The 25,072-nt window shown below is 39.0% G+C and carries 23 protein-coding genes; 8 read left to right on the plus strand and 15 right to left on the minus strand.

Annotation, left to right across the window (positions count from 1 at the left end):
* The first annotated feature begins 482 nt into the window (after positions 1 to 482).
* The 3 genes from MN204_RS00080 to MN204_RS00090 all read left to right on the plus strand — a co-directional run bounded on the left by MN204_RS00080 (position 483) and on the right by MN204_RS00090 (position 3,686).
* The gene (locus tag MN204_RS00080; protein WP_249869036.1) at positions 483 to 1,538 is read left to right on the plus strand and encodes an LLM class flavin-dependent oxidoreductase; all 1,056 of its coding nucleotides are present in this window, start codon (positions 483 to 485) and stop codon (positions 1,536 to 1,538) included.
* Between the two features lie 356 nt (positions 1,539 to 1,894).
* Complete coding sequence (locus tag MN204_RS00085; protein ID WP_249869037.1) at positions 1,895 to 2,050, plus strand: hypothetical protein; 156 nt, start codon at positions 1,895 to 1,897, stop codon at positions 2,048 to 2,050.
* Positions 2,051 to 2,402: 352 nt separating this feature from the next.
* On the plus strand, positions 2,403 to 3,686 hold the full coding sequence (locus MN204_RS00090; RefSeq protein ID WP_249869038.1) for a S8 family peptidase: 1,284 nt from the start codon (positions 2,403 to 2,405) through the stop codon (positions 3,684 to 3,686).
* A gap of 319 nt (positions 3,687 to 4,005) precedes the next feature.
* On the opposite strand, the gene MN204_RS00095 is transcribed toward MN204_RS00090, so the two are convergent.
* From MN204_RS00095 to MN204_RS00145, 11 genes are all read right to left on the minus strand, one after another.
* A complete protein-coding gene (locus MN204_RS00095; RefSeq protein WP_249869039.1) occupies positions 4,006 to 4,620 on the minus strand; it encodes an acetate uptake transporter in 615 nt (204 codons plus the stop codon).
* A 1,084-nt stretch (positions 4,621 to 5,704) separates the two neighbouring features.
* Positions 5,705 to 7,885: a glycoside hydrolase family 3 protein gene (locus MN204_RS00100; RefSeq protein WP_249869040.1), complete on the minus strand. Its 2,181-nt coding sequence runs from the start codon at positions 7,883 to 7,885 to the stop codon at positions 5,705 to 5,707.
* Between the two features lie 388 nt (positions 7,886 to 8,273).
* The gene (locus tag MN204_RS00105) at positions 8,274 to 9,200 is read right to left on the minus strand and encodes a type II secretion system F family protein (protein WP_249869041.1); all 927 of its coding nucleotides are present in this window, start codon (positions 9,198 to 9,200) and stop codon (positions 8,274 to 8,276) included.
* A gap of 3 nt (positions 9,201 to 9,203) precedes the next feature.
* Positions 9,204 to 10,163 (minus strand): type II secretion system F family protein, encoded by a 960-nt coding sequence (locus MN204_RS00110; protein ID WP_249869042.1) that lies wholly within the window; start codon positions 10,161 to 10,163, stop codon positions 9,204 to 9,206.
* Positions 10,163 to 11,497 carry a TadA family conjugal transfer-associated ATPase gene (locus MN204_RS00115; protein WP_249869043.1) on the minus strand — a complete coding sequence of 445 codons (1,335 nt, stop codon included), beginning with the start codon at positions 11,495 to 11,497 and terminating at the stop codon, positions 10,163 to 10,165. Before MN204_RS00115 ends, MN204_RS00110 begins: the two co-directional genes overlap by 1 nt.
* Entirely contained in the window at positions 11,497 to 12,687 is a 1,191-nt protein-coding gene (locus MN204_RS00120; protein WP_249869044.1) for a CpaE/TadZ family protein, read from the minus strand. Before MN204_RS00120 ends, MN204_RS00115 begins: the two co-directional genes overlap by 1 nt.
* Positions 12,687 to 13,283, minus strand: a complete 597-nt coding sequence (gene cpaB / locus MN204_RS00125; protein WP_249869045.1) for a Flp pilus assembly protein CpaB — start codon at positions 13,281 to 13,283, stop codon at positions 12,687 to 12,689. The genes MN204_RS00120 and cpaB overlap by 1 nt, the downstream gene beginning before the upstream one ends.
* A 22-nt stretch (positions 13,284 to 13,305) precedes the next feature.
* Positions 13,306 to 14,283, minus strand: a complete 978-nt coding sequence (locus tag MN204_RS00130) for a pilus assembly protein TadG-related protein (RefSeq protein ID WP_249869046.1) — start codon at positions 14,281 to 14,283, stop codon at positions 13,306 to 13,308.
* Positions 14,283 to 14,666, minus strand: a complete 384-nt coding sequence (locus MN204_RS00135; protein WP_249869047.1) for a TadE family protein — start codon at positions 14,664 to 14,666, stop codon at positions 14,283 to 14,285. The genes MN204_RS00130 and MN204_RS00135 overlap by 1 nt, the downstream gene beginning before the upstream one ends.
* Positions 14,663 to 15,172 carry an A24 family peptidase gene (locus MN204_RS00140; protein ID WP_249869048.1) on the minus strand — a complete coding sequence of 170 codons (510 nt, stop codon included), beginning with the start codon at positions 15,170 to 15,172 and terminating at the stop codon, positions 14,663 to 14,665. The genes MN204_RS00135 and MN204_RS00140 overlap by 4 nt, the downstream gene beginning before the upstream one ends.
* Positions 15,173 to 15,239: 67 nt before the next feature.
* Positions 15,240 to 15,407, minus strand: a complete 168-nt coding sequence (locus tag MN204_RS00145; RefSeq protein ID WP_249869049.1) for a Flp family type IVb pilin — start codon at positions 15,405 to 15,407, stop codon at positions 15,240 to 15,242.
* A 230-nt stretch (positions 15,408 to 15,637) separates the two neighbouring features.
* On the opposite strand from MN204_RS00145, the gene MN204_RS00150 reads away from it, so the two are divergent.
* On the plus strand, positions 15,638 to 15,964 hold the full coding sequence (locus MN204_RS00150) for a DUF192 domain-containing protein (RefSeq protein WP_249869050.1): 327 nt from the start codon (positions 15,638 to 15,640) through the stop codon (positions 15,962 to 15,964).
* A 142-nt stretch (positions 15,965 to 16,106) separates the two neighbouring features.
* Here MN204_RS00150 and MN204_RS00155 read toward each other — a convergent pair whose 3' ends face one another.
* Positions 16,107 to 16,247 (minus strand): hypothetical protein, encoded by a 141-nt coding sequence (locus tag MN204_RS00155; RefSeq protein ID WP_249869051.1) that lies wholly within the window; start codon positions 16,245 to 16,247, stop codon positions 16,107 to 16,109.
* 107 nt (positions 16,248 to 16,354) lie between these two features.
* Between MN204_RS00155 and MN204_RS00160 the strand changes: the two genes are divergently transcribed.
* Together MN204_RS00160 and MN204_RS00165 are read left to right on the plus strand one after the other, a co-directional pair.
* Positions 16,355 to 17,452 carry a hypothetical protein gene (locus tag MN204_RS00160; RefSeq protein WP_249869052.1) on the plus strand — a complete coding sequence of 366 codons (1,098 nt, stop codon included), beginning with the start codon at positions 16,355 to 16,357 and terminating at the stop codon, positions 17,450 to 17,452.
* Between the two features lies 1 nt (position 17,453).
* Positions 17,454 to 18,677: an amidohydrolase family protein gene (locus tag MN204_RS00165; protein ID WP_249869053.1), complete on the plus strand. Its 1,224-nt coding sequence runs from the start codon at positions 17,454 to 17,456 to the stop codon at positions 18,675 to 18,677.
* 283 nt (positions 18,678 to 18,960) lie between these two features.
* Here MN204_RS00165 and MN204_RS00170 read toward each other — a convergent pair whose 3' ends face one another.
* Positions 18,961 to 19,884, minus strand: a complete 924-nt coding sequence (locus MN204_RS00170) for an Rpn family recombination-promoting nuclease/putative transposase (protein ID WP_249869054.1) — start codon at positions 19,882 to 19,884, stop codon at positions 18,961 to 18,963.
* Positions 19,885 to 20,390: 506 nt separating this feature from the next.
* Here MN204_RS00170 and MN204_RS00175 point away from each other — a divergent pair.
* Together MN204_RS00175 and MN204_RS00180 are read left to right on the plus strand one after the other, a co-directional pair.
* On the plus strand, positions 20,391 to 21,308 hold the full coding sequence (locus MN204_RS00175; protein ID WP_438804680.1) for a peptidase U32 family protein: 918 nt from the start codon (positions 20,391 to 20,393) through the stop codon (positions 21,306 to 21,308).
* An 11-nt stretch (positions 21,309 to 21,319) separates the two neighbouring features.
* Positions 21,320 to 22,594 carry a peptidase U32 family protein gene (locus tag MN204_RS00180; protein ID WP_249869056.1) on the plus strand — a complete coding sequence of 425 codons (1,275 nt, stop codon included), beginning with the start codon at positions 21,320 to 21,322 and terminating at the stop codon, positions 22,592 to 22,594.
* 873 nt (positions 22,595 to 23,467) lie between these two features.
* Here the strand turns inward: MN204_RS00180 and fabG are convergent.
* Both fabG and phaP read right to left on the minus strand, forming a co-directional pair.
* Positions 23,468 to 24,208 carry a 3-oxoacyl-[acyl-carrier-protein] reductase gene (gene fabG, locus MN204_RS00185; RefSeq protein ID WP_249869057.1) on the minus strand — a complete coding sequence of 247 codons (741 nt, stop codon included), beginning with the start codon at positions 24,206 to 24,208 and terminating at the stop codon, positions 23,468 to 23,470.
* 306 nt (positions 24,209 to 24,514) lie between these two features.
* Positions 24,515 to 25,036 (minus strand): polyhydroxyalkanoic acid inclusion protein PhaP, encoded by a 522-nt coding sequence (gene phaP, locus MN204_RS00190; RefSeq protein ID WP_249869058.1) that lies wholly within the window; start codon positions 25,034 to 25,036, stop codon positions 24,515 to 24,517.
* Positions 25,037 to 25,072: the final 36 nt, after the last annotated feature.

The following is a 25,072-nucleotide window of genomic DNA, read 5'->3' on the forward strand; positions in this document are numbered from 1 at the left end:
AAGTTTCGACCCATTGGAATCCATAAAGATAAACTAGGAGAATACAAGATTGATAGCAACTTGATCCACTACCAAAGACTTATTTCTATTTAAGCGATCTCCTTAAGATTTCCAAAGCAAAGCCTGGATAGTCCCAAATTCAACATGTGGTTTTAACTCCATATGGTATCTTTGCCAATGAAACGAATAAATATCTAGCAATCATAGGCATATAAATGAGAAGTTCTATACCCATTACATGAATGTTTGTAGATTTATCAAACCTATTTTGTTAACATTCCACCATATTCGTATTGATGGGTTTAGGAACGTGTTTGCTAATTCCTTAAAAAACATGTGAAGTTAAGTGAGTTATATTACCTAATGCAATGTTAGTCCTGCCATGGCAATATTCACGAAACGCTTTATTTGCCAAAAATAAGCTCCTTCCCCTATGATAAAAGAAATCAATAGATATGGATTTCACATTGGAGGAGACCAACATGGAAATTGGCATTACTACATTTGTAGAAACAACACCACATATAGATACAGGGAAAGTAACCAGTCATGCAGAACGAATTCGTGAGGTAGTAGACGAAATTGTCTTGGCAGACCAGGTTGGGTTGGATGTATTCGGGGTCGGGGAGCATCACAGGAAAGACTATGCTTCCTCAGCACCGGCTGTAATTCTTGCAGCTGCTGCATCCAAGACAAAACGAATCCGATTGACTAGCGCCGTTACAGTTTTATCGTCTGATGATCCGGTGCGTGTATTTCAGGATTTTTCAACCGTTGATGCGATTTCAAATGGACGTGCAGAAATTATGGCAGGACGCGGTTCGTTTATTGAATCATTTCCGTTATTCGGATACGACCTCCAAGACTATCATGAGCTTTATGACGAAAAACTGGATTTGTTATTAAACATATGTAAGTCGGAAATCGTCACTTGGAATGGAAAGCATCGTCCAAGTATCGATGGCCGCGGTGTGTATCCTAGACCCGTTCAGGATCCGCTTCCGGTCTGGATTGCCAGCGGAGGTACACCGGAATCAGTGGCTAGGGCCGGAGTTCTCGGGCTCCCGCTTGTACTCGCAATCATTGGCGGAAGCCCGCTCCAGTTTGCCCCGCTCGTTGAATTGTATAAACGGACGGCAAAACGGAATGGACACGATCCAACCAAATTGACGGTTGCCTCCCATTCACATGGTTTTGTCGCAAAAAGTACAGACGAGGCAATAGAGAAATTTTTCCCGTCAACTCAAGCAGCAATGAATGTGATTGGAAAAGAGCGAGGTTGGGGACCGTATACACGCTCGACCTTTGATCATGCACGCAGCCTGGAAGGTGCTCTTTACACTGGGGATGTAGAAACAGTAGCTGAAAAAATTATCTTTTTAAGAAAAAATGTCGGTATTACAAGGTTTATGCTTCATGTTCCAGTTGGTTCCATGCCGCATAAAGACGTCATGAAATCCATTGAATTATTAGGGAAAGAAGTCGCACCGATTGTTCGTGCGGAAGTTGCAAAATGGGAAGAGCAGGAGAATATATAAATCATCGTAATCGTCCACATCTTAGGTGTGGACTTTTTACGTTTGCAAGAAGTGTTTGTAATGATGAGTCCAGGCTATAGAGACAGGTTAACTTTCTATACTTTAAAAATGGACCAAGGAACCTGTCCTTGAGATCCTGTTTTCAATAGAGCAAACGAATGAAATTCTAACCAATACGTTTTACCTATTTATGATAGTTCAAAATACTTGCCTTATCTCTATATAAAGTTCAAATTAGTCTAATAGTATTAAGAATGATTTGACTATTTTCAGTATTTAAACAATAAATTTATATTAACTTAATAAAACTATTTTATAATAAAAGAGTAACAAATATGTTAGAAGAGGTGATTGTGTTGACGTTTAAAAAATTAACATTATCCATGATGATCGCTATCCTTTCTGCTGGATTATTGGTCGGATGTGGATCTGATGAAGAAAGCCCAGAGGAACCAGCAACCGAAGATTCAACTGAACAACCTGCAGAGACAGAGGAAGAAGAGCAAGAATAAACATAGTGTGTGGATTAAGGGGACAGGTTTACTGGCCAAACTATGAGGCAGTGTCTTTTCCCTGGTCCCTCTCCACTTAGCAAGCTGAATGACATATCATTTATCGTTTGGAGCCTTGCTGTTTTGGCATCGCTTTTTTTGTTTGTCTTTGATACAAGGTACTTTTATAGAAATTTCTAAACTACTAAACTATAATAATTCAGGTCTCCAATCCAATAACTAGAAGAAATACTTCAAGTTATCCAAGAAAAGCATAGTTATCTACCTCTTTTTATGTTTACTATACGATTTAACTACTCTCCTTTCTGACAGTTTACGTACAATAACGTAAATCTATGAAAGGAGGAATTTGATGTTAAATTTTTCAATGATTGAATTGGTCCGGCGCAATGGAAAGAAAATGGACAAAAAAATATGGCAAGAAATGATTAACTTTTATCGACCATTTCGTTACGTTCCGTGTTTTCTGCAAAGCCCGATAGAACGAATGAGGAAGAAGACGAAGAAACTACCGGTTGTCATCAAGTTTAAGCCAGGTTCCTTTGCTGATGGTTTAAATGAGGTTAAGAAAACAAAATGCAAGTCACTTCGCGAATTTCCTTCGATTTCATGTTGTTCAGGAAAATTATCTGTAGAAGATATCGAGCATTTAGTGAAAAACTGCAACCACATCCAAAAAATCTATTATGATAGAAAGATGACAACTTTACTTGATACTGCATCTCCAGCAATAAAATCAGATGTATTACAAGATCATGGATTAACAGGAAAAGGCGTCACGATTGCAGTGATTGATACTGGTATACATCCGCACGAGGATTTACAAGGTCGTATCATTGGTTTTGTAGATTTTATTAATGGTAGAAATGATTCATATGATGATAATGGGCATGGTACCCATTGTGCTGGGGATGCAGCAGGTAATGGTTTATTATCTAGCGGAAAATACCAAGGTCCAGCACCTGATGCTAACTTAGTTGGTGTTAAAGTTCTAAATAAAATGGGTTTCGGTTCATTATCAACTGTTATGGAAGGTATTGATTGGTGCATCCAACATCAGTCAGAATATAATATTAATATCCTCTCCCTTTCACTTGGTTCCGATGCTATAGAATCTGCAGCAGATGATCCTGTAGTGAATGCTGTTGAAATGGCGTGGGATAACGGAATGGTTGTTTGTGTAGCTGCTGGTAACTCAGGTCCTTCAGAGCAAACCATTGCAAGTCCTGGTATAAGCCCTAAAGTCATTACAGTTGGTGCAACAGACGATAATAATACTGTCGACCGTTCTGATGATTACGTAGCTGATTTTTCAAGCAGAGGTCCGACCATTGACGGTCTAACGAAACCAGATGTAGTAACGCCAGGGGTAGCTATTATTTCTTTACGGTCACCCAGATCTTTCCTCGATAAAACCAATAAAGCTGCACGCGTCGATGAACACTATATGTCCTTATCCGGAACTTCCATGGCTACACCGATATGTGCAGGAGTAGTTGCACAGTTACTTCAACGTACTTCTAATCTTACCCCTGACCAAGTAAAAGAACAGCTTATGAACGCATGTGAAGATTTGGGACAATCCCCTTATGCCCAAGGTGCTGGGTATTTGAATGCTGCTAATTTGATTCGTTAATACAAAATTATTAAATGATTCTGTGGAGAAAGCTAGTGAGGAATTTGTCATTTGTTTGTTGTATTCATAGATTATCTGTATGGATTTTGAAATGTCACTAAGTCTTATTACGTACGTATTTATATTAATTTATATTAGGAAAGTTGCCAATCTATAAATAGAAAATCCACCAAGTAGCTGTATAATCCTCATAAGCTTTTACTCGGTGGATTTTTGGTATGGCTGTCTATCATGTTCTTTCTGCACTGTTAAAGACCGCATTAAGGAATTGACAATGACAAGAAGTATAATGCCCCCAACTAGTGGAGGACACGCAAACTTACTTAAATATGCCGAATGGTTTTCCTACTGGTAAAACAACTTTTCCAAAATGTACGTTTAACACAGCAGCTGCTGCACCATAAAATGATAGTAAAGCAATAAGCAATTCTGAGATTGCTGCTAGCATATGCGAAAATTCGTACATAATGCCAAATGAACTTAAGGACAATCCGATAAATAAGAAATCAATAAACACGAAGATGAAAAATAATACTTTATGGGTTTCCATTGCTCCAACTGTCATAAATAAGCTAAAGATTAAGTAGCCGACGAATGCGACACCTAACTGTTTAGGATCTGCGTTCACAAGCAAGGTCTCACCAAATGCTCCCATTTGGATCATCCACGTCGTTCCAACACCTAACCAAAATAGACCAAATCCTCCGAATGCCGTTGTGCCAAATACATTATTATGCTTTGAATCTAAAAAACTCGCATATAATTGGCCTAGACCACCTAAAAAGAAAGCCCATGGCAATATTAATGAAGTTCCGTCTGTGAAGCCTAATTTTTCTGATGATGCTACTAACGTAACCATTGCTAAACCAAACAACCCTATTGCAGATGGATCAGCTGTCACGATTTTTACTGATTTATGATCTTGATTATTCATTGATGTTATTTCCTCCTTGATGACATACCTATTTAGGATACATAAGTTAGTCTCATTTGTCTATGGGAATTCGACAATTTTGGCAAGAAATATTAGGAAATGGATAGGTTTCTGGATTCGACTTGAAGTGGCACTATACCTTATCCCCTTTACTTAGCATGCTGAACATATTTTTTATATACCTGTTGTGTTTGGTAACTTTCTTTGTGATTGCGTTTTGCTCTTCATCGCCTTGATGAAGTTCATTTACACGGTTTGTCATGCTTACTTTGATCTTCATTGTCTGGATGAAGGTCATTTACACGGCTTATCCTGCTTACTTTGACCTTCATCGCCTTGTTGAAGTTCATTTCCACGGCTTTTCCTGATTACTTTGATCTTCATTGCCTTGATGAAGGTCATTTCCATGGATTGTCATGCTTACTTTGATCTTCATTGTCTGGATGAAGGTCATTTACACGGCTTTTCCTGCTTACTTTGACCTTCATCGCCTTGATGAAGGTCATTTACACGGTTTGTCATGCTTACTTTGATCTTCATTGCCTTGATGAAGTTCATTTACATAGCTTGTCCTGATTACTTTGATCTTCATTGCGTGGATGAAGTTCATTTACATGGCTTGTCCTGCTTACTTTGATCTTCATTGCCTTGATGAAGTTCGTTTCTACGGCTTGTCCTGCTTACTTTGATCTTCATTACCTTTTTGAAGTTCATTTCCACGGCTTATCCTGCTTAATTTGATCTTCATTGCCTTGATGAAGTTCATTTCTACGGCTTCAATGCGCTTTGACCTTCATCGCCTTGATGAACGCGCAACCGTCTATCAAACTTTTATTATAACCTTTTATTTCAAGCAAAAAAAATAGACCAAGTGCTGCCAACACACTTCGTCTAACCTACCAAAAACCAGCCCGCGTCACCTGTATATAGGGTTCTTGCAGCAAGTCTGATCCCACGAAATAAATATAATAAAGTAAAACTTCAATCCGTCAAAAAAAAGATGATTCCAGTTTAGTACCGAAATCATCTTTTCTCTTTATTTATTTGTCAACATTAGTGATACGACTCAAGTTTTCAATATTTATTAGTTTGCTGCATGTGCAGGCTTTCCAGGTTTCCCTGCGTGATCGGGTTTTCCTTTTCCTTTATCGTAAGACAGACCGAAATCATATCCATAAGCATCTCCATGTTTATTTACATAAACATAAGACGGATCCTCATCGTATCCAGGAACATCTCCCGCTTCATTTTCAACAGCTTCCATATTTGCTGGAATTGTAAATGGCATTTTACCAGTTGGATTATACTTGCCACGAATAACATCCACGATAGCCTCTGGTTTGACATTAAATGTGCTGATTACAGCTGCTGCGTTTGGCTCAATATCTTCAATAATCCATGGGCTTGTCATGTTTATCGCAAGAATGGTTGGAACAGCATCTTGAATCGCATTGATTCGTTCTACATCATTAATTCCTGTTTCTGGCCCAACTTTAATTTGTGGGGAAGCAGTTGATGTTCTAGGACGCACCCATAGAAAAGCGTGTGTTGCTTCTTCCAGGTTATCGGTAATTGTTATTTTGTGATCGTATTCTGTGATTGTCTTTTTAAGTCCGTTTGTAATGTTTTCGGCATTACTAGCAGCGAAAACCTCTACATAAAGCTTCACATCTTTAATTTCCTTATTTTCTAAAGGTAATAGGTTATCATCGTTACGCATTAGAACAACAGACTGACGGTGTGCTTCATCCGCTTTTTTCTGTGTTTTTTGATCATTTACTACTTCAATCGCTTTCTCAGGGTCTACATAAGGATTTTCAAATAAACCAAGCTGCATCATTTCCGTTAAGAGGTAGTCAATCGATTCGTTGACACTTTCCTCTTCTACTAATCCATTATTCACCGCATTAACAAGATAAGTTGGATCTGGTTCACCAGAGAAAATATTTACCCCAGCATTTATTCCATATGCAATTCTTTCTTCTCTCGTTAGATCCTCTACACCCCAAGGCATAGCTGTCGTAATACCAGTATCCGTATTGATATACCCTTTAAATCCTAACTCACCGCGTAAATAGTCGGTTATAAGCGCGCGGTTGTATGCAAAACCAACTTCTTCAAACTGTTCTGTTTCGCTATACCATGGTAATCCTTGATCAACGCTAAACTCATTGCTTGGATATGCATAGTAAGGCATTATCGACGACGTACCAGCCTCTATCGCAGCCAAAAATGGTGGGATATGATATTTCTCAAGACTTCCTTCTGTCGGATATGGATTGAAGTTTCCATCTAAATAGTGCGGATCTTTTCCATCATCGCGAGCTCCACCACCTGGAAAATGCTTCGTTGTTAAGGAAACACTATTTTCACTAAGTTCATCCCCTTGGAACCCTTTTACAATTGCATAGATCATTTCTGCAGCAAGGTCAGGGTGTTCGCCGAATGTCCCACTCGTTCTTCCCCAAAGTGGATCGGTTATAATATCAGCCATATACATATAGCCCTTATGAATACCAGTCGCTCGCCATTCTTTCGCTGCGATTTCTGCATATTCTTTTACCATTTCCGCATCACGGGATGCCGCAAAACCTAATTCTCCTGGCCACGCAGAAAATACCCCTGATGACTCCGAAAATCCGAAAGCCAAATTATCATTAATATGATTTCTTGGATTGGAAGTAATCACAGCTGGAATACCCAATCTAGAGCTTTCTGCCACTTCTTGAATTTGATTTAACCAAATTGCAAGCTCATCCGCTTGTGGATTTTCACGTAAGATGAAGTGACGTAAATTACGGTCCAATATTCCTTCTGTAGTGCCTGATGCATCAAGGACAGGTGCATCGAATTCATAGTTTGGATCACCAGGCTGTGCCCACCTATTCGTTGTATCCCATACATCTGATTCACATAATTTATCATACTGTTCATTGAATTCCGTACAACTTGCCCGATTTGCACTGTAATGAGAGGAAATAAACATCAAACCGGCCTTTTCCTCTAACGTCATCTGCGATATTAAGTCATCTACACGTTCTTCAACGGGCAATCTCCAGTCTTCATAGGCATCCAATATTCCGTTATTATTTAAATCTCTAAATTCATAATTATCGACAACTAAAATTCCATTTATTTTAGATTCTACTTCCGGTGGATTCTTGATTTTCTTTTCTGCAGCGAATACAGGTTGCAATACTAATGGTATGGCTAATATTAATGCTAATGATATAAACATAATTTTTCTAAAACGTTTTTGAATCATCTTAATTTCTGCCTCCCTAATTAGATTAAACGCTTACAAACATTTTTAAAAATCAACTTTCTCTCCCTTCTATATATGGATATTCCTAATTTGTTTACTGAACAAACTAAGAATATAAAACAATTATAGCAACAAAATAAAGCGTTTACAATATATTTATCTGATAATTAGGAAAATGGATAATAGTATCTATATTTTACCTGGTTATAGTACATAGAAATAGGACCGATGTCTCAGCCCTATTAACCTAGCACATGTGAGCGTAACTTTTAATGACTAGATTTTACCAACCTAAACATCCACAATGAAAATCCCTCCTATTAACAATCCCAACAACGATTCGACGAAATTCTTGGAGTGACAGTTCACTGTTCGGTCCTCTCCATGACTAAATTGTCTCAAGCAAATAGATTACTAGTGGTCCCAGTAAGACGATAAACATGGATGGGAAAATAAATAATAACATGGGAAAGACCATTTTTACAGGTGCTTTCATCGCTTGTTCGCGTGCCAATTGTGTGCGCTGCTCTCGGATTCTTTCGGTTAGGGAACGAATAACCTTGGCCATTCCGACACCTAATAGATCTGCTTGAATAAGTGAGGTGATGATACTTTGAAACTGGTGAACGGGAACACGACTTCTTAAATCGGAGAATGCTTCTCTTCTTGATTTTCCTAACTTCATGTCCTCAAGCGTTTGGAGGAATTCCTCCGATAATGCTCCCTTCGATTGTTTGCAAACTTTCAGCAATGATGCATCAAGTCCCATTCCAGCCTCAATGGATAGATTGACCATATCAAAAAAATCCGGCATGCTTTTTAAAATTTCCTGTCTTCGTTTTTTAATGATGACACTTAAGTAAAAGGAGGGGAAATACATACCAAGGACACTGACAACGCCAGCCAGAAATATGCTGGATAGGAAGCCTGTATCGCCATTTCCTACTAACGTATACATGCCAATCATGATAATGAGTCCAATTAAGATTTGGAGAAACCGAAAATCAATCGGTGACATGTTAAGCGGATAGCCTGCTTCACGCAATCGCTGTTCTAATTCCTTCTTTTTGGAAGTAGGCATTCGCTGACCGACAAAATACTTTCCTTGATCACTCATTTTTTTCAATAACGTAAAATGAGGTGTCGTCTTTCTTCTTTGCTTTTTTTCGCGCTTTATCTTTTCTTCATCGATACCAAAATAATCCATCGTTCTAGCGGAAATCACCAGCTGCTTTTTGAAAATCTGGATTAGGATTGCTCCCGTTATTAATGTGAAAAAAAGCATACTAAATAAAAGATAGTATAATGAAATCATCTGTTACACCTCAATTTGTACAATTTTTCGAATGAAGAGCCATCCGAGAATAATGTTGATGGATCCGAAAATGACCATCGCCCAGCCTAATGGGTGAGAAAAGAGCATTTGAAAATATTCTGGGTTTACAAGTTGAACATAAAATGCCAAAGCAATCGGTAATAGGGTAATGATGACTGAAGACATCTTCCCCTGGGCGGTTAACGATTTCACTTCCCCCTTCACCCGAGAACGATCGATAATTGTTTCCTGCATCGTTTCAAGTAAAAAGGCAAGATTCCCACCGCTGGAACGTTGGATGATCAGTGTGTTTAACACAATTTCAAGTTCTTTATCTGGTAATCGCTCCAATAAACGTTCGAATGCATCTTCAACGGATACACCGTAATTAATTTCCTGTAATGCTTTTAAAAATTCTGGACCTAATGGGGCTTCAATTTCTTTTGCAACCATCTGCATCGCTTGCATAAAACTAAAGCCAGCCCGTAGTGCATTCGCCATTGTACCAAGGGCTTCCCCAAGCTGCTCCGAGCATTTTGCCAAACGCACTTTCCTTTTGTTTCTTATATAAAAAAGAGGTAACTGATAACCAATAATTCCAATCAGAATCAGCCATACGACATGTAAGCCATAGAAGTACCCAATTGTTATAAGTAATAATGCTACTACCAATCTACCGATAAATAATTCCCCAACGGTGAGCTCTACACCAGATTGGATCAGAACCTGTTGATGCTTTTTTAAATGAAAAGCCGATTCAATGGCTTTGCTCACATTTGTCAGAAGGGGACTTTTTTGTTTTTCTCGCTTTTCATCCTTTTTTTGTACTGGAGTAATGACGACGTATTTTTTCAAGCGTTTTTCATATTTTCCTTTATTTATAATGGAAGTGATTAGTAACTTGAAAATGATCGTTATGAGAATAAAGGTACCGATCAGAAGATAAAGCTGTGTTGATGTCATTACCATTCCTCCCTAAACAGTTCGTTAACATCTTGCCCAGCTAACTCGAGCTTTTCGACACAATGAGGGCGGATCCCGGTTGCTTGGAAGGAGCCCGTTGCTTTTCCTGTGGCTATGTTTTTTTGCTCTTTATATACGAAAATATCTTGAAGAACAATCGTATCTCCTTCAAGACCTAGTACCTCTGTAACTCTCGTGATCTTTCTGGAACCATCCTTCAGACGAGCTTGCTGCACAATGATATCAAGTGCACTTGCGATTTGTTCACGGATTGCCCGTACAGGTAAATCAAATCCGGCCATCAGGACCATCGTTTCGAGCCGCGCCAATAAATCTCTTGGTGAATTCGCATGCCCTGTCCCAAGACTGCCATCGTGGCCGGTATTCATCGCTTGCAGCATATCAAGTGCCTCAGCGCTACGAACCTCCCCGACAATAATACGATCAGGACGCATCCTTAAGGCATTCCGGACCAAATCCCGAATCGTAATTTCCCCTTGTCCTTCTACATTCTGTGGTCGCGATTCCAATGAAACGATATGCTCCTGGGATAATTTAAGCTCTGCAGCATCCTCAATCGTCACAATTCTCTCTTTGCGTGGAATAAAAGAGGACAATACATTCAGTGTGCTCGTCTTCCCTGAACCTGTTCCACCACTAATAAATACATTGAGTTTCGATTCAACAGCCGCTTTTAAAAAATTTGCCATATTTTTGTTTAAGGTTCCCATGCGTAATAAATCATAAATGGTGAACGGTGTCTCCGAAAATTTCCGAATTGTAATTGTTGGTCCATTTAGTGCAAGTGGAGGGATAATCGCATTAACACGAGATCCATCAGGTAACCTTGCATCAACCATCGGTACACTTTCATCAATTCTCCTTCCAAGTGGGGAAACGATTTTTTCGATGACACGAAGTACATGTAAATTATCCCGAAAAGTAACCCCTGTTTTTTCAATTTTTCCATCAATCTCCATGTAAACAGCTGTTGGACCATTCACCATGACCTCGGTAACGTTTGGATTAGCAAGAAGGGGTGAAATCGGTCCATACCCTGTTAACTCATTGGTCGTATCATGAATAATTTGCTTTTTTTCCTCGAATGTAAGGTTTCTGCCTTCAACTTCAAAAAAATCCTCAGCAATTTTCTCAATAAGCGGTTCGATTTCTCTGTTTTGATTAACAGGCCTTTTAAGTTCCTCCACAAGTAAATTGTGTAACTTGATTTCCAAATCAGTATCTGTCGATTTTTTAATAGTGTCCAAAGCCTTTATTGCTGGTGCTGTCCCGTCTTCTTGTTTTTCTCCTCCAAGGCGAGCCAATAATGACATTATGCATGCCCCCCTACATCAGCCAGCTTTTTCAGTTGTTGCTTATTTTTCTTTGCATTTTTCTTTGTCATGGGCTGTCCTGTCTGGTGCAATGCTTCAGCCATTTTAAAAATTCCCTTGGAAAATTTTGTTCTCGGGTTGGAATAGGTGATTGGCTGCCCTTCATTGACAGATGTAATCAATAACTTATCCATTGCTGGTAGGGACGTGAATATTTCCTGACCAAGTACTTTTTCAGCTGTTTCATTCTTCATTCCTTTTACTTTCATTTGCCGATTTAAAATAAGCTTTACTTTGGATTCCATTTCTAAAGAAACGAAGGTATCCATTAATAGTTTTGTGTTTTTTAATGTTGGCAAATCCAGATATGTCATCACTAAAATATCATCGGAACTTTCTAAAGCGACAATTATTTTTTCATCCATCGTAACGGACGCGTCAATGACAACGATGTCATAATGTTTCTTGAGTGAATCAATTGCTTTTTGAACATGGCTTCCAGTAATGACCTCAGCAAATTCTGGCCGTTGTGGTGCTGCCAAAACGGAAATGCCATCTTTATAAGTTGTCATAAAGTTTTCAATTTGTGTTCCTGTATGGTCCTCTTTGATCCAATCATAAATAGTTCGCTTCGGCTTCATATCGAGGAATAATGCCACATCTCCAAACTGTAAATCCAAGTCAACAATCGCAACTTTTTGCAGTTTCTTTCCAAAGGATGCAGCGATATTTACTGCAATCGTTGTTTTACCAATCCCACCTTTTGTACTTGCAACGGTGATGACCTTCGCATCTTTCGTAGAACCTGATTGTGTCTGTTCGTACATTTTTTTCTCACTGTTTTCGATGGCCAAGTGAATATCTTCTTTAATTCTAGAAGAGGGAGCTGACAAAAAGATAACATCGCCAGCACCTGCTCTAATTACCTTTTTCATATTTACGTCTGCTTCATCTTCGAAAAATAATAGAACGCTTGCTTTTGGAAATTCCTGTATGATCGTTGTACATAGACTGTAGATGTCATAGGAAGAAGAATCCGGTAATAGAACTACACTATGCTTTTCTGGTTGCAGTTTGTCCTTAAGTGTAGAAACAGCTGAAACCCAGTTGATTTGATAGGCTTCATTTACCGCCTTTTCTAACGTGGATGTGAATCTATCATTATCTGCTATGGAATATAAGCTTAACATTAGCGAAACACCCCTTCGTGTAAATCGTCTTCATGGACATGTGTATGATCGGGCTCAAGCAAATCATCGCCTTCTTCACGCAGCAAGAGATACAGTTCATGTTTGGTTGCAAAACCTAAAGAAAGGCCTTCTTTCGGTGTCACTTCGATGGTTACCATCTGATAACGCTTCATTGTTTCTTCATCATCTGCAGCATGGCCAATTGCTAGTACTTTTACATTTTGCAGTAGAAGGGTAGCGGAATCATGTTGGGTCTCTGCATGTTCTTCTGGTACTTGCATAATTGCAACAATATCGACAAACGAACCTGGATCGATAAATCCTGCCACTCCTTGGTTATCTGTAACTGCAACGGTTATTGCCCGGTTCCCTTCTGTAATGGGTAATAATTCATTGCTGAACTTCTCGACGGGTTCCGTTGCCGCTTCGGCTGCGGTGGTCGATTCCACCTCTTGTTCCTCAACTCCTTCTTCCGGTTCGGTCGTAGTTGCTTGTCCGACTGTTTCGTTTTGATCACTTACGACCATTACATACATTAGCCCTGCAGCAATGATTCCGAAGAGCATAGCTGTAAACCATATTTTTCTTGTATTCATGCTTTCACCTTCTTCTAAAATTTTAGTTTACGAGTTTTACTCCCGATATTCCGAAATCTTTTCCACCTTCAGCGAATTCTCCACCTCGGACAAAGTCGATGAATTTACCTATGATCCGCCTATCATTTCCATCATCGATTACTTTTTCTACATAAAAGGCTGCAAATCCGATTATCTTTACAGTTGATTTCCCTTCCACTTCTTCATAAGTTTCAATGATTGGTACCGTAATTACTCTACTACATGAATTATCAGCTGTTACACTTCCATCTTCATTCGGTTGACAGTGATCTTTATCCTTATCTGCTTTGACCCGATCATCGAAGCCCTTACTTACTTGCCCCCAAGAAAATCCTGTCTTCGTTAATACTTCATCTGTGTGCAGTGTGACACCATTTTCAATATCGTCACGTAGATTTTTCCCATTACTTTCAACATCCAGGAATCCAAAGTTGCCTTTAACGGAATTTTTCCCCGGTTGAAAGTGCATTGTATAAGACTCTCCAGCTACATATTCCCATCTTTCACAATCTTCCTCTTCTTCAGCTTCTTCTCCTTCAATACATGCTCCTTGTTCAATACCAATTGGAACAATATCATCCCCTGAATCTAGTGAGTTCATAATTTCAGCGCGAGCAGTAGCTGCCACAGCCGCATCATTAAACCCTAATACTCTAGCAAATGTCAGATCTTTATTTACCGTTTTATGTATCTGAATAAAGGTACTGCCAGTTTCTACCTCATCTAGTGACACCGGAAAGTCGTTTTTCGTAGCAAGTTCCACTGCAACTTCTTCTGCTTTGGCCTCAGATATCGTTAATACTTGCGCCCCACCAAGAACGGCTGCATCGAGTGCCTTCTGCAAACGACTTTTTTCAAAATATAACCCGCCAGCATCAACAACGATAGCCGTAAATCCTACAAAAATAAAAAGGCATAGTGCAACAAGTATCATCGCAACACCATCCTGATCTCTAACAATCGCTTTTCTTTTCCTCATCATTCCACCCTCATTACCGTTGTATTTTCCAAATCAAATTCGTCCACTACCCAACCTACAAATGGTGTTAAAAATTCAACAGGATAGGTCAAGGTAATTGTCACATCACTTCCGCTTGGTCGATTTTCCTTACCAACAGGCAAAATAGTAATATTTAGTTCTTCTTCAATCAGTCCACTCGTTGCCTCTCTAATTTTCGTTTTAATTAAATTATCCTCGGCCCCTACCGTTGCGACCCGAGCAGCTTCTCTCCCAGCATGATCCAATGTCAAATAGGCATGAAAGATCCTACCAAAATCCGTTATTCCAAATATAATCATTAAAAGAATAGGAAGAATTAATGCCGTTTCAACTAAAGACTGTCCTTTTTCTCCTTTTTTCATAGAAAACGCTCCATGACAAAGGTTAAGAGTGTGCCAAGTGCGATTGGAATCGCGTATGGAATAGATACGGACTGATCATCGTTACTGGAAATCTGTAAGGATCCTTTTGTTCCTTTTAAAAAGAATAAAGAAAAGAGCATACTTTTAATTGTTAATCCAAGCTGTTTTTTCTTGATTAGAATGACAAGTGCTATCAGTCCACCGATGATTGCGGCATAGATTCCGGTATAAAGTATAAACATCGTTCCTTTCCAAGCTCCAATAGCTGCTAACAGTTTTACATCTCCTGCCCCAATGCCACCCATGATAAATGGGATGAACAATAATCCAAGACCGACCAAAAATCCGAGTCCACTGAAAGCGAAACCTTCAAAACCAGCTGTGAGGCAATGATAGATGAGTGCAACTACAATTGCTGGTAGTGTTATAATGTTTAAGATTTTTCGTGACTTTAGATCGGTTATGACGGAGATGGTAAGGATGAGGATGAGTGCTAGGTTTGTCATTGTGATTTTCCTTTCTTAGGTAAAGTTTAGCCCTGCAGGTGCAGGGCTAAAAAGTGATTGATATTTTTTAAATCTTAGCAAGTTCGTCTTTAATAGTTGTAAAAACTGCTTCTAATTCATCACCAACTAGAACTAACGCACCGATAACCGCAACTGCTATCAACCCTACCAACAACCCATACTCCGTCATTGCTTGTCCTTCTTCTTCTTTTAAAAGTCTAACTAAATGATTCATTCTAATTCCTCCTGATTTTTTAATTTTATTTGTTCTCGATTAAGAACTTAAGTGAAGTATATATCGAACCGAATTAATTGAAAAGTCCCATATTAGGCGATTTGACCTATATAAAGGGCAAATTACTTCAAAAACCTTTCTTTTTCATGCATTATCTTAAAATATTGTTTTTTATTTAGAACATAAAATACTTTATAATGAACACAACAATTAAAGGAGGGGGGAAGCTAATGGCTAAAGAAATTAACCTGCTATTGAAGATTAGATTTGCAAATACATATTGGACGCGGTTTAAGGGGCTTTTGTTTCACAAGCATCCAATAGTAGAGGAAGGACTGCTAATTACACCATGTAATTCGGTTCATATGTTTTTCATGCGATTTCCAATTGATGTCGTCTTTCTAGATCAATCCAATACGATTGTAAAAGTAGTAGAGGAATTAAAACCTTGGAAATTGGTGGCACCTGTCCATGGAGCAATGAAAGCATTAGAACTGCCTGTTGGAACGATCTCTAACAGTAAGATGTTCGTTGGGGATACGATTAATATTGTTTAATTGCCAGGAAGAAGCATGGTGACGCTTCTCATGCTTCCTTTTTGTCTCAGATTGCTAATAATTCAATTCAGAAAGCAAAAAATTCCCGTTATTGTATGTACGGGATTTTTTTATAGCTAATATTTATAGTTCATGACTGCTCTCATTCACCAGATTGTTTTTCAATATACTCTTCCACTTTCTCATTTAAATTTAAACAGGTATCAAAAATTCCACTAATAAAATTGAATTCTACTAAATTAAATTCCATTCGCACAACCATTTTTAAAAATTCATTGTTCACTTCTACCTTCTCTTCTTCGCTATACCTCATTTTAATCCAATCAAACTAGGCATACACACATTTTTTATCTCCATCATAATATATATAAAATTCCTGGAGGAGAGCTGATGGATAAAGAACAAAAGACAGGTTCACAAGTTCCGAACAACCGCTCAAAATGGCACTTGTTTGAAGTCATAGGTGTCTTGATTGTTATTTTTTCACTCACCGTACTTTTTCTTGCCCCTGACTCGCTATCACAACTATTCGATACCATCATCAAAGAAGTAAAACCTGTAGTTGTAGACACCTTTTTAACAAGCGAGGTTGGTATTGCTGTCATCGTCAGTGTAATCGTTGGTCGAATTTTGGAACGCTTCGGGTTTACAGATGGCTTAATCCGTCTTTTCGTACCAATCATGCGTTGGTTTAAAATCAATCCGTCTGTCATCATTCCCAGTGCATATAACATACTGGGGGATATTAATGCAGCCGGAAGAATTGCAGGTCCTATCCTTTTAAAAGCAAAAGCAACTAAAGCGGAACAAAAGATAGCAGTCGCTACCATGATTCAATCACCACAGTCTTTCGCCACATTTGTACTCGGCCTAATCGCCTTATCAATCTTTGGTATAAACGCATTTCCACTCATACTTTTATCGATATTTGCACCATTAATCGTTGTTCCACTCTTCTTATCTAAGACAATTTATCATGATACTAAAAAAGTTACCCTTGATGTATTACCACGTTTCACACCTAATACAAGGCTGTTAAATACGATTTTTTCTTCTGCTAAAGAAGGAACGGAATTACTCTTTTTAACCATTATTCCAGCTGTAACAGTTGTATTTATTCTAATAGGAATATTAAAATTCGCAGGAATATGGGATTCAATTGAAGCAAGTATGGCTTCCATCCTTACTTTAATCAGCATTGAACCTAATACGGGGATTGTTTCTTTTCTGGTTGCACCTACTCTCGCTGTAGCTCAACTTGCTGATTTAGCCGCTACCATTGATCCACGTTTAATTGTTGGCTCCTTTGTCCTCGCAAACTCCGGTCTTCCTATATACGTTATCGTCGGTCAGATTCCCGCCATCTGGGCTGAATCAACTGACTTACGTGAGAAAGAAGTCATTATCGCGGCTCTAATTGGCATGATTATCAGGATTGCAACAGCTTGCATTCTTGCATATTTTTTAACTCCGTTTTTGGTGGTGTAAAATGAATAACAATTTTTTAGTTCGAGCAGGCAAAATAGTAACTGTAAGCAGCTTAGGTACTATTTACGAAGGAGCGATGATCATAAAGGATGGAAGAATAGCTGAGGTTGGGAATTGGAATACGTTACAAAGCCAGTTCCACTCCTTGCCTGTCATCGACTATTCCGATTATGTCATTACACCTTCCTTGGTAGACTGCCATACGCACCTGCTGGAATTTGCTCCATCATCGTTATATCCAGTTACACCAGCAACCCATTTACTGACAGGAAAATCAATCCTTCTTCATGCACTAAGATCGGGTATCACAGCACTTGGTGAACAGATATGCGGGCATCCGAACAGTGACTTTTCTATTACTGATTATCGTCATGCTGTGAAGGATATTCCGCTTGATATTTCATTCGCTACCACAAGTATCTCAATTGGATTTAAGGAAATGGTGCATTATACAGGTGTAACGAAATCAAAACGAGTTCGTCATGCAGACTTATCTGACCCGAGTTTAGTAAAAGAGATTGCAAGACAATCTGATTACCCGGGTGAAAACCTATTTCTAAATGCGACACCAGCAAACTTTACAGCTGATGAGGTACCGCGTGCTGGGGAAATCATTTATACACTTGAGGAATTAAAATGTATCGTAAAAATATATCATCAATATGAAAAACAAGTTGGCGTACATGTCGCTGGTGAGGAAGCGATTGAATTGGCATTGGAGGCAGGTGTCGATGTTCTGCATCATGCACACGGTATCACGAATGATCAGATTAAAAAGGCAAACCTACAAGGAACGAAGATAGTGACAACACCGATGGGTGGAACCCATTTAGAACCAAATTCTCCGGAAAATATATTGAAATTGATTCAAAATAAAATTGATGTCTCCATAGCAACCGATGCCTATTTACCACCATATCCAAGCGTTAGTTGGTTACCGTTTAAAGATCAATCCTTATTGGGACCGGATGTTTATATGAAAATTGCTCATCCTGGAATGAAGCTTTTACAAGAGAATGGGTTTGATGAAAACAAGATACTTGCATTGCTGACCGCAAATCCTTCCGCTGTTTTGGGGAAAGGAGATAAATTTGGTAAATTGCAACAAGGTATGGATGCGAATTTTGTAGTGACAGCTGGGATTCCCGGATTGGAGATTACGGATGTGGAGGATGTTAAGGCTGTTTATTTTCGGGGGGATAGAGTTGTTGACAGGTTGAAGTAGGAAGCATGGGGACGGTTCTCATGCTTCCTTTTTGTCGATCATCAGGTTGTAACGTCTAAAAAAATCCCGTTATTGTTAATCTACGGGATTTTTTATAATTCTTTTTAAAATTCATTGACTGCTCTCATTGTCAAATTGTTTTCTAATACTGACGGGCGGAAAGGTATAGTATAGGAATATTGTCTACAGTTCCCTTCATACGTGGCGTTCTGAGATTAACTCCCACTCTGATTCCTCTTTTTTTCACCATAGGTTCATCAAAGCTACTGCTTGTTCCAAAGTATTACAGATCCTTCTGCAGTTCCTCAACTTCTTCCCTTGTCATGTGTGTGACTTTTGCTATTAATTCCGTTGCTAATCCTTCTTTCAAGAGTTCCAAGGCGATATTTCTGCGCTCTTCCTTTTTCCCCATCGATCGTCCTTCTTGACGTCCTTCTTCACGCCCTGCCTCTCTCCCCCTCCTCTCCCAGGAGTTCGAAAGCTCGAAAATCTCTTCCGCGTTATCCATTTGTTGGATTTCTTCCATCAGTTGCTCCTCCTCTTTTTCATTTAATATTAAATAGGTATCAAAAAATCCGCTAATAAATCTGGATTCTGCTGGATTTAATTTCATTCGCACAACCATTTTTAGAAATTCCTTCTTCACTTCTACCTTCTCTTCTTTGCTATACCCCATTTTGCTTAGCAATGCTGCAGCTGCCGGATTATTTGATTTCATATAAGTACGCCAATTCTTTTTCCGCAACTCCAGTATTAGGAAGTTAAAGGTCAATACATGAAAGAAAGGAAACTGCATGGTGAATTTATCTTGTTCATTTCTTTTTTCATCATAACTGAAAACAGCAATCGGCAAAATTGGCTTTCGATACTTATTATACAATAGACTGAAATAGTGATACATGCGCTCGTGGAATTTTTTTTCAAAATAGCTTTGTGGCTCGACATGAGTGATTATAATCGTATCTTCACCTTTCAACTTTGTCTCAATTACAATGTCCAACCTTCTAGCTGTGCCTTTCAATACATCTGTATACACTTCTTCCGACACTGGATTTATCGCCGTAAAATCGACATTCCTATGAACTTCCGGAAAAAATGCTTCTAGGAATTCTGCAAAGAAGTTGTTAATGAGTTCTTTAAATAGTTGGTCATGCTTCGTGTAGGTGTACTTGGTGGAATCGTCTTTTACTATAGTAGTTAGGAGCATCGAAACACATCCCCTTTGGGTAGTAATGAGGGAAAAACGCGGTGTGAGTACTATCCTTATTTTACTAAATATTCTTATAAGGAACAACTATTTTTTCAACAACAACATGCTTGAAAAATCGGCTGAATAAGTGAAGTAGTTTTTCGAAGCAGCTCATCTAACTTTTTGATTTTTATTGCCTTGATGTAGTTCATTTCTATAGCTTTTCCAGATGTTTTAATCTTCATCGTCTTGATGATGTTCATTTTTATGGTTTTTCCAGCTCACTTTGAACTTCAACATCTGGATGAAATTCATTTCTATAGCTTTACCACCGCACTTTGATCTTCAGCATTCGGATGAAGATCATTTCTATCTCTTTCCCTGTTCACTTTGAACTTCATCGCCTTGATGAACACAGCACCAATCCCCTCCCCATATTTGTCACAAATTTCACAAACTCATCCCCCTTGATTTGTGGTAGGATAAAGACTTACCGAGTAAAATGGAGAGGTGTTATGTGAATGATTGAACTTGTAGCAACTGCAGAATCAACTATCCAAGCAAAAGCGTTACTTGCTGCTGGTGTTGATACGTTATATATAGGAGAAGAACGCTTTGGCTTACGACTGCCAAATGCTTTTACACGTGAAGAAATAGCAGAACTAACCGAATGGGCACATCGTCATAACAAACAAATTCGCGTCGCCGTTAATGCAATTATGCATAATGACATGATCAAGGACGTTATTCCTTATCTAGCGTTTTTAGAAGAGATTGGTGTGGATTCAATTACCGTAGGCGATCCCGGTGTTATCCATTTGTTAAGAACAAAAGGAATTTCATTGCCTTATCAATACGATGCTCAAACACTAGTTACAAGCTCTAACCAAATTAATTTTTGGGCAAAACGAGGTGCGATTGGAGCTGTACTTGCGAGAGAATTGACGGCTGTAGAGTTGAAGGAAATCGCTGCACAAGTTACGGTTCCGGTAGAGGTGCTCGTATACGGTGCGACCTGTATTCATCAATCGAAACGTAACCTTCTTAAAAATTATTTTGGCTTTGTTGAACAGGCGTATGCGACGGAGAAAGAACGCGGGTTATTTATTTCGGAACCGAAAAATAAAGACACGCATTATTCCATTTATGAAGACCTCCATGGCACACATATTTTTGCAACGAATGATATTAGCTTAATGGACAAATTAGGTGAATTGGCAGAAGCTGGATTAACTCAGTGGAAGCTCGATGGTATTTTTACGAAGGGTGACGATTTCGTATCGATTGCGAAGCTTTTTGTGGAAGCAAAAGAAGCAATTACCTCTGAAAAATATACCGAGGATTTATACGAAAAATTAGCTATGCAATTAAAAACCTTCCATCCAGCAGAACGTGGTTTGGATGAAGGATTCTATGAAAAAGACCCAAGTGAGATTCAGTGAGGAGGATGAACATGCGAATAATAACGAAAAAACCTGAAGTACTCGCACCAGCTGGCACATTAGAAAAACTAAAAACAGCAATTCGCTATGGTGCGGATGCCGTATATATTGGTGGAAATGCATATGGATTAAGGAGTCGTGCTGGGAATTTTACCTATGATGAAATGCGGGAAGGCGTCGCATTTGCAAATGAGCATCATGCAAAAGTCTATGTTGCAGCAAATATGGTAACCCATGAAGGTGACGCTAAAGGAGCGGGAGAATTTTTCCGTACGTTACGGGATATCGGGATTCATGCGGTGATTGTATCGGACCCTGCTTTAATCGAGATTTGCGCAACCGAAGCAGAGGGATTACCGATTCATTTATCCACACAAGCGTCCGCAACGAATTACGAAACCTTGAATTTCTGGAAAGCAGAGGGCTTGGAACGTGTTGTGTTAGGTCGAGAAGTAAGTATGGCTGAAATCAAAGAAATCCGTGAAAAAACAGAAGTTGAAATTGAGACATTTATTCATGGCGCGATGTGTATTTCTTATTCTGGACGCTGTACGTTATCGAATCATATGTCCAATCGCGATGCAAACCGTGGAGGCTGCTCGCAATCTTGTCGCTGGAAATATGGTCTCTTTGATATGGACCTTCCAGATGAACGTCATTCGCTGCTTGCAGGAGATCCCGAAGAAGCATTTTCCATGAGCGCTGTCGACTTGTCCATGATTCACCATATTCCAGATCTTGTGGAAAATGGCATCGATAGCTTAAAAATTGAAGGACGAATGAAATCCATTCACTATGTATCTACTGTTTCCAGTGTGTATCGAGCGGCGATTGATGCTTACTGTGCCGACCCAGACCATTATGAATTCCAACAAGAATGGGAAGACGAATTATGGAAAGTCGCCCAGCGTGATTTAGCTACCGGATTTTATTACGGCACCCCAACAGAAGATGAGCAGCTATTTGGAGATAAAAGGAAAATCCCAGCGTACACCTTCGTCGGCCAAGTATTAGCCTATGATGAAGCAACGCAAATGGCAACAATCCAACAACGGAATAATTTCGGAGTTGGCGATGAAATTGAATTCTATGGTCCAGGATTTAGACATTTTACCCAAACCATAGAAAATTTATGGGATGAAAAAGGTGTACCAATCGAAAGGGCTAAAAGTGCGATGATGACCATTCAAATGAAAGTAGAACAACCCGTTAAGCCTTTTGATATGATGCGTAAAAAGAAGGCTGAAAAGAAATTAGAAATGGAAGTAAAACAGCAGCTAGCATAGGCATAGAATAGAAGGCGGACACATTTCTGTGGCTTGTCTTTCTCATTTTGACCTTCATCACTTGGATGAAGGTCATTTCTATGGCTTTTCAAGCTCGTTTTAATCTTCATCGCCTGGATGAAGTTCATTTCTTTGGCTTTTCCATCTCAATTTGATCTTCATCGCTTGGATGAAGTTCATTTCTTTGGCTTTTCCATCTCACTTTGACCTTCATCGCTTGGATGAAGATCATTTCTTCGGATTTTCTATCTCACTTTGATCTTCATCGCCTTCATGAAGGTCATTTCTTCGGCTTTCTCTGCCCAATTTGATCTTCATCGCCTGCATGAGCATCATTTCTTGGGATTTTCCATCTCACTTTGACCTTCATCGCTTGAATGAAGTTCATTTCTTCGGATTTTCCATCTCACTTTGACCTTCATCACTTCGATGAAGGTCATTTCTATAGATTCCCCAGAAAACCTCTTCTCTGAAAGGAAATCTCACTTGAAAAATCATCTTTTCAACAACTTCAACCTGTCCCCGCGTCCTTGCAAGGCTAGGAATAGGCAGACTTTAACAGCTCCCTAAGCCATTAACCTATCAAATATTCCACAAAGGAAGCAAAAGAACCGTCCCCATGCTTCCCCCCGGTCGATTTATTTATCTTCTATCTTTGATTATAAAATACTTTTAACTTTCTTTCCTTGACCTAGAATAAATTTACGAAGTTTGTATTAAAACTTTACTATGCTTACCTTACCAGTGGAGTTTGGGCCGGTGCACCTGATCCCTTGGTCCACTCCGAGCCCCTTGAGAGGGTAGATTGTTTGATGAAAAATTGTATTCTAGGCACTCGTAAAATGAAAAGAAATCATATGCAATTAGCGACGATTAAATAACGGTTCCACCATCAATACTTAAAACCGTACCCGTAATATATTGGGCTTCATCGGAAGCGAGAAATGTATAACCGGCAGCTATTTCCTCAGGTCTTCCCATGCGGTTGAGAACAGATTTACTTTTCATCATATCTTTCACTTTCGCAGGCATTTTTTCTACCATTGGGGTGGAAATAAATCCGGGGGCAATTGCATTGACACGGATATTATACTTTCCTAATTCCTTTGCCCATGACTTAGTCATCCCATTTACACCCCATTTTGTTGCAGCATAGTTTGTTTGGCCAAAATTCCCATAGATGCCAACAATAGAAGATGCATTTAAAATGACACCACTATTCTGTTCCATCATTACTTTGGCAGCAGCCTGCGCAACATTGAATACTCCTTTTAAATTTACATCAATCACGCTATCCCATTGCTGTTCTGTCATTTTTACTAACTTGGCATCCTGGGTTATTCCTGCATTATTAATGACAATATCGACCTGCCCGAAATGTTCTACAGCTGTTTTAAATAATTGGTCCACCTTTTCACGATCTGTAACATCCGCTACAACCCTTATGCATTCCCCACCAAGACCCTTGATTTCTGCTACGGTCCTGTCAACAGCCGCCTGTTCCAAGTCTATTAAAACAAGTTTTGCACCTTCAGAGGCAAATTTCTTCGCCGTTGCTTCACCAATTCCACTAGCCGCACCTGTCACAACTGCAACTTTGTCTTTTAATCTCATTTAATTCCCTCCTACTATTAATTATTACCCATGCTTATGCAATAGAAAAGCTATTCGTGCATTCCAAAAAAAGGCCATATTTGCAAATTAAATGATGGTATCGTTTGCAAATATGGCTCGATATAAATGATGCAAGGAGTGCATAAACAAGGTATGATTTACAAATGAAAGTCATCAAAAGAAAAGAATAGAAAGGGAAAGCAGCAAATTCCAATTGGGGCTAATTCTTCGGCGACACTTGCTTGCTCGCCAAATAAATTTCCTCATTTATCGTCTCCTGCCTTATTCCCATCCTATTCACCTTAGTTACTTCGATACACCAGGGTTGAGTTGAAAAAATTGTAGCATTACCTTTTGTGTTTGTTTCCATTGTTCCACAACACCATCAAATGCTTTTGTCGCTTCTTCACGAGTCTTTCTGTTCTGATCAATCACTTTTACAACTGTATCCTCTAATTGATCCGTTGATTTTGATAGAACTTCAAGCGTTGTCTTTCCTGGAAGAAAGGCAATGGAATAAGACTTATGACCAACTTCCTCCAGTTTATTTAACCATTCCTGGTAGTCTCCTAAAGGAAGGATACTTTTATTATTCCCCAAGAAAGATTCAGCACCCGTTTTCCACTCTGATGCCAGTTTTTTTGTATTGTCTTCAAGTTGACAATATTGTTCGTTTGTTCCTTTAATCCATTCTTTTTGACTTTCAATGTTCTTTAATGATTGATATTCAACCGTTTTAAAAAATTCACCTTGATTCAACCAAGCACCCCACAAACTATCCACTACATTTTCACTCTTTGACTTATTGCTAGCCTTTTTTTCTACCATCTAAAATCCCTCCATAAATTTATTTATTACTTAAAG

Source organism: Oceanobacillus saliphilus (assembly GCF_023522835.1).
Taxonomy (GTDB): Bacteria; Bacillota; Bacilli; order Bacillales; family Amphibacillaceae; genus Oceanobacillus; species Oceanobacillus saliphilus.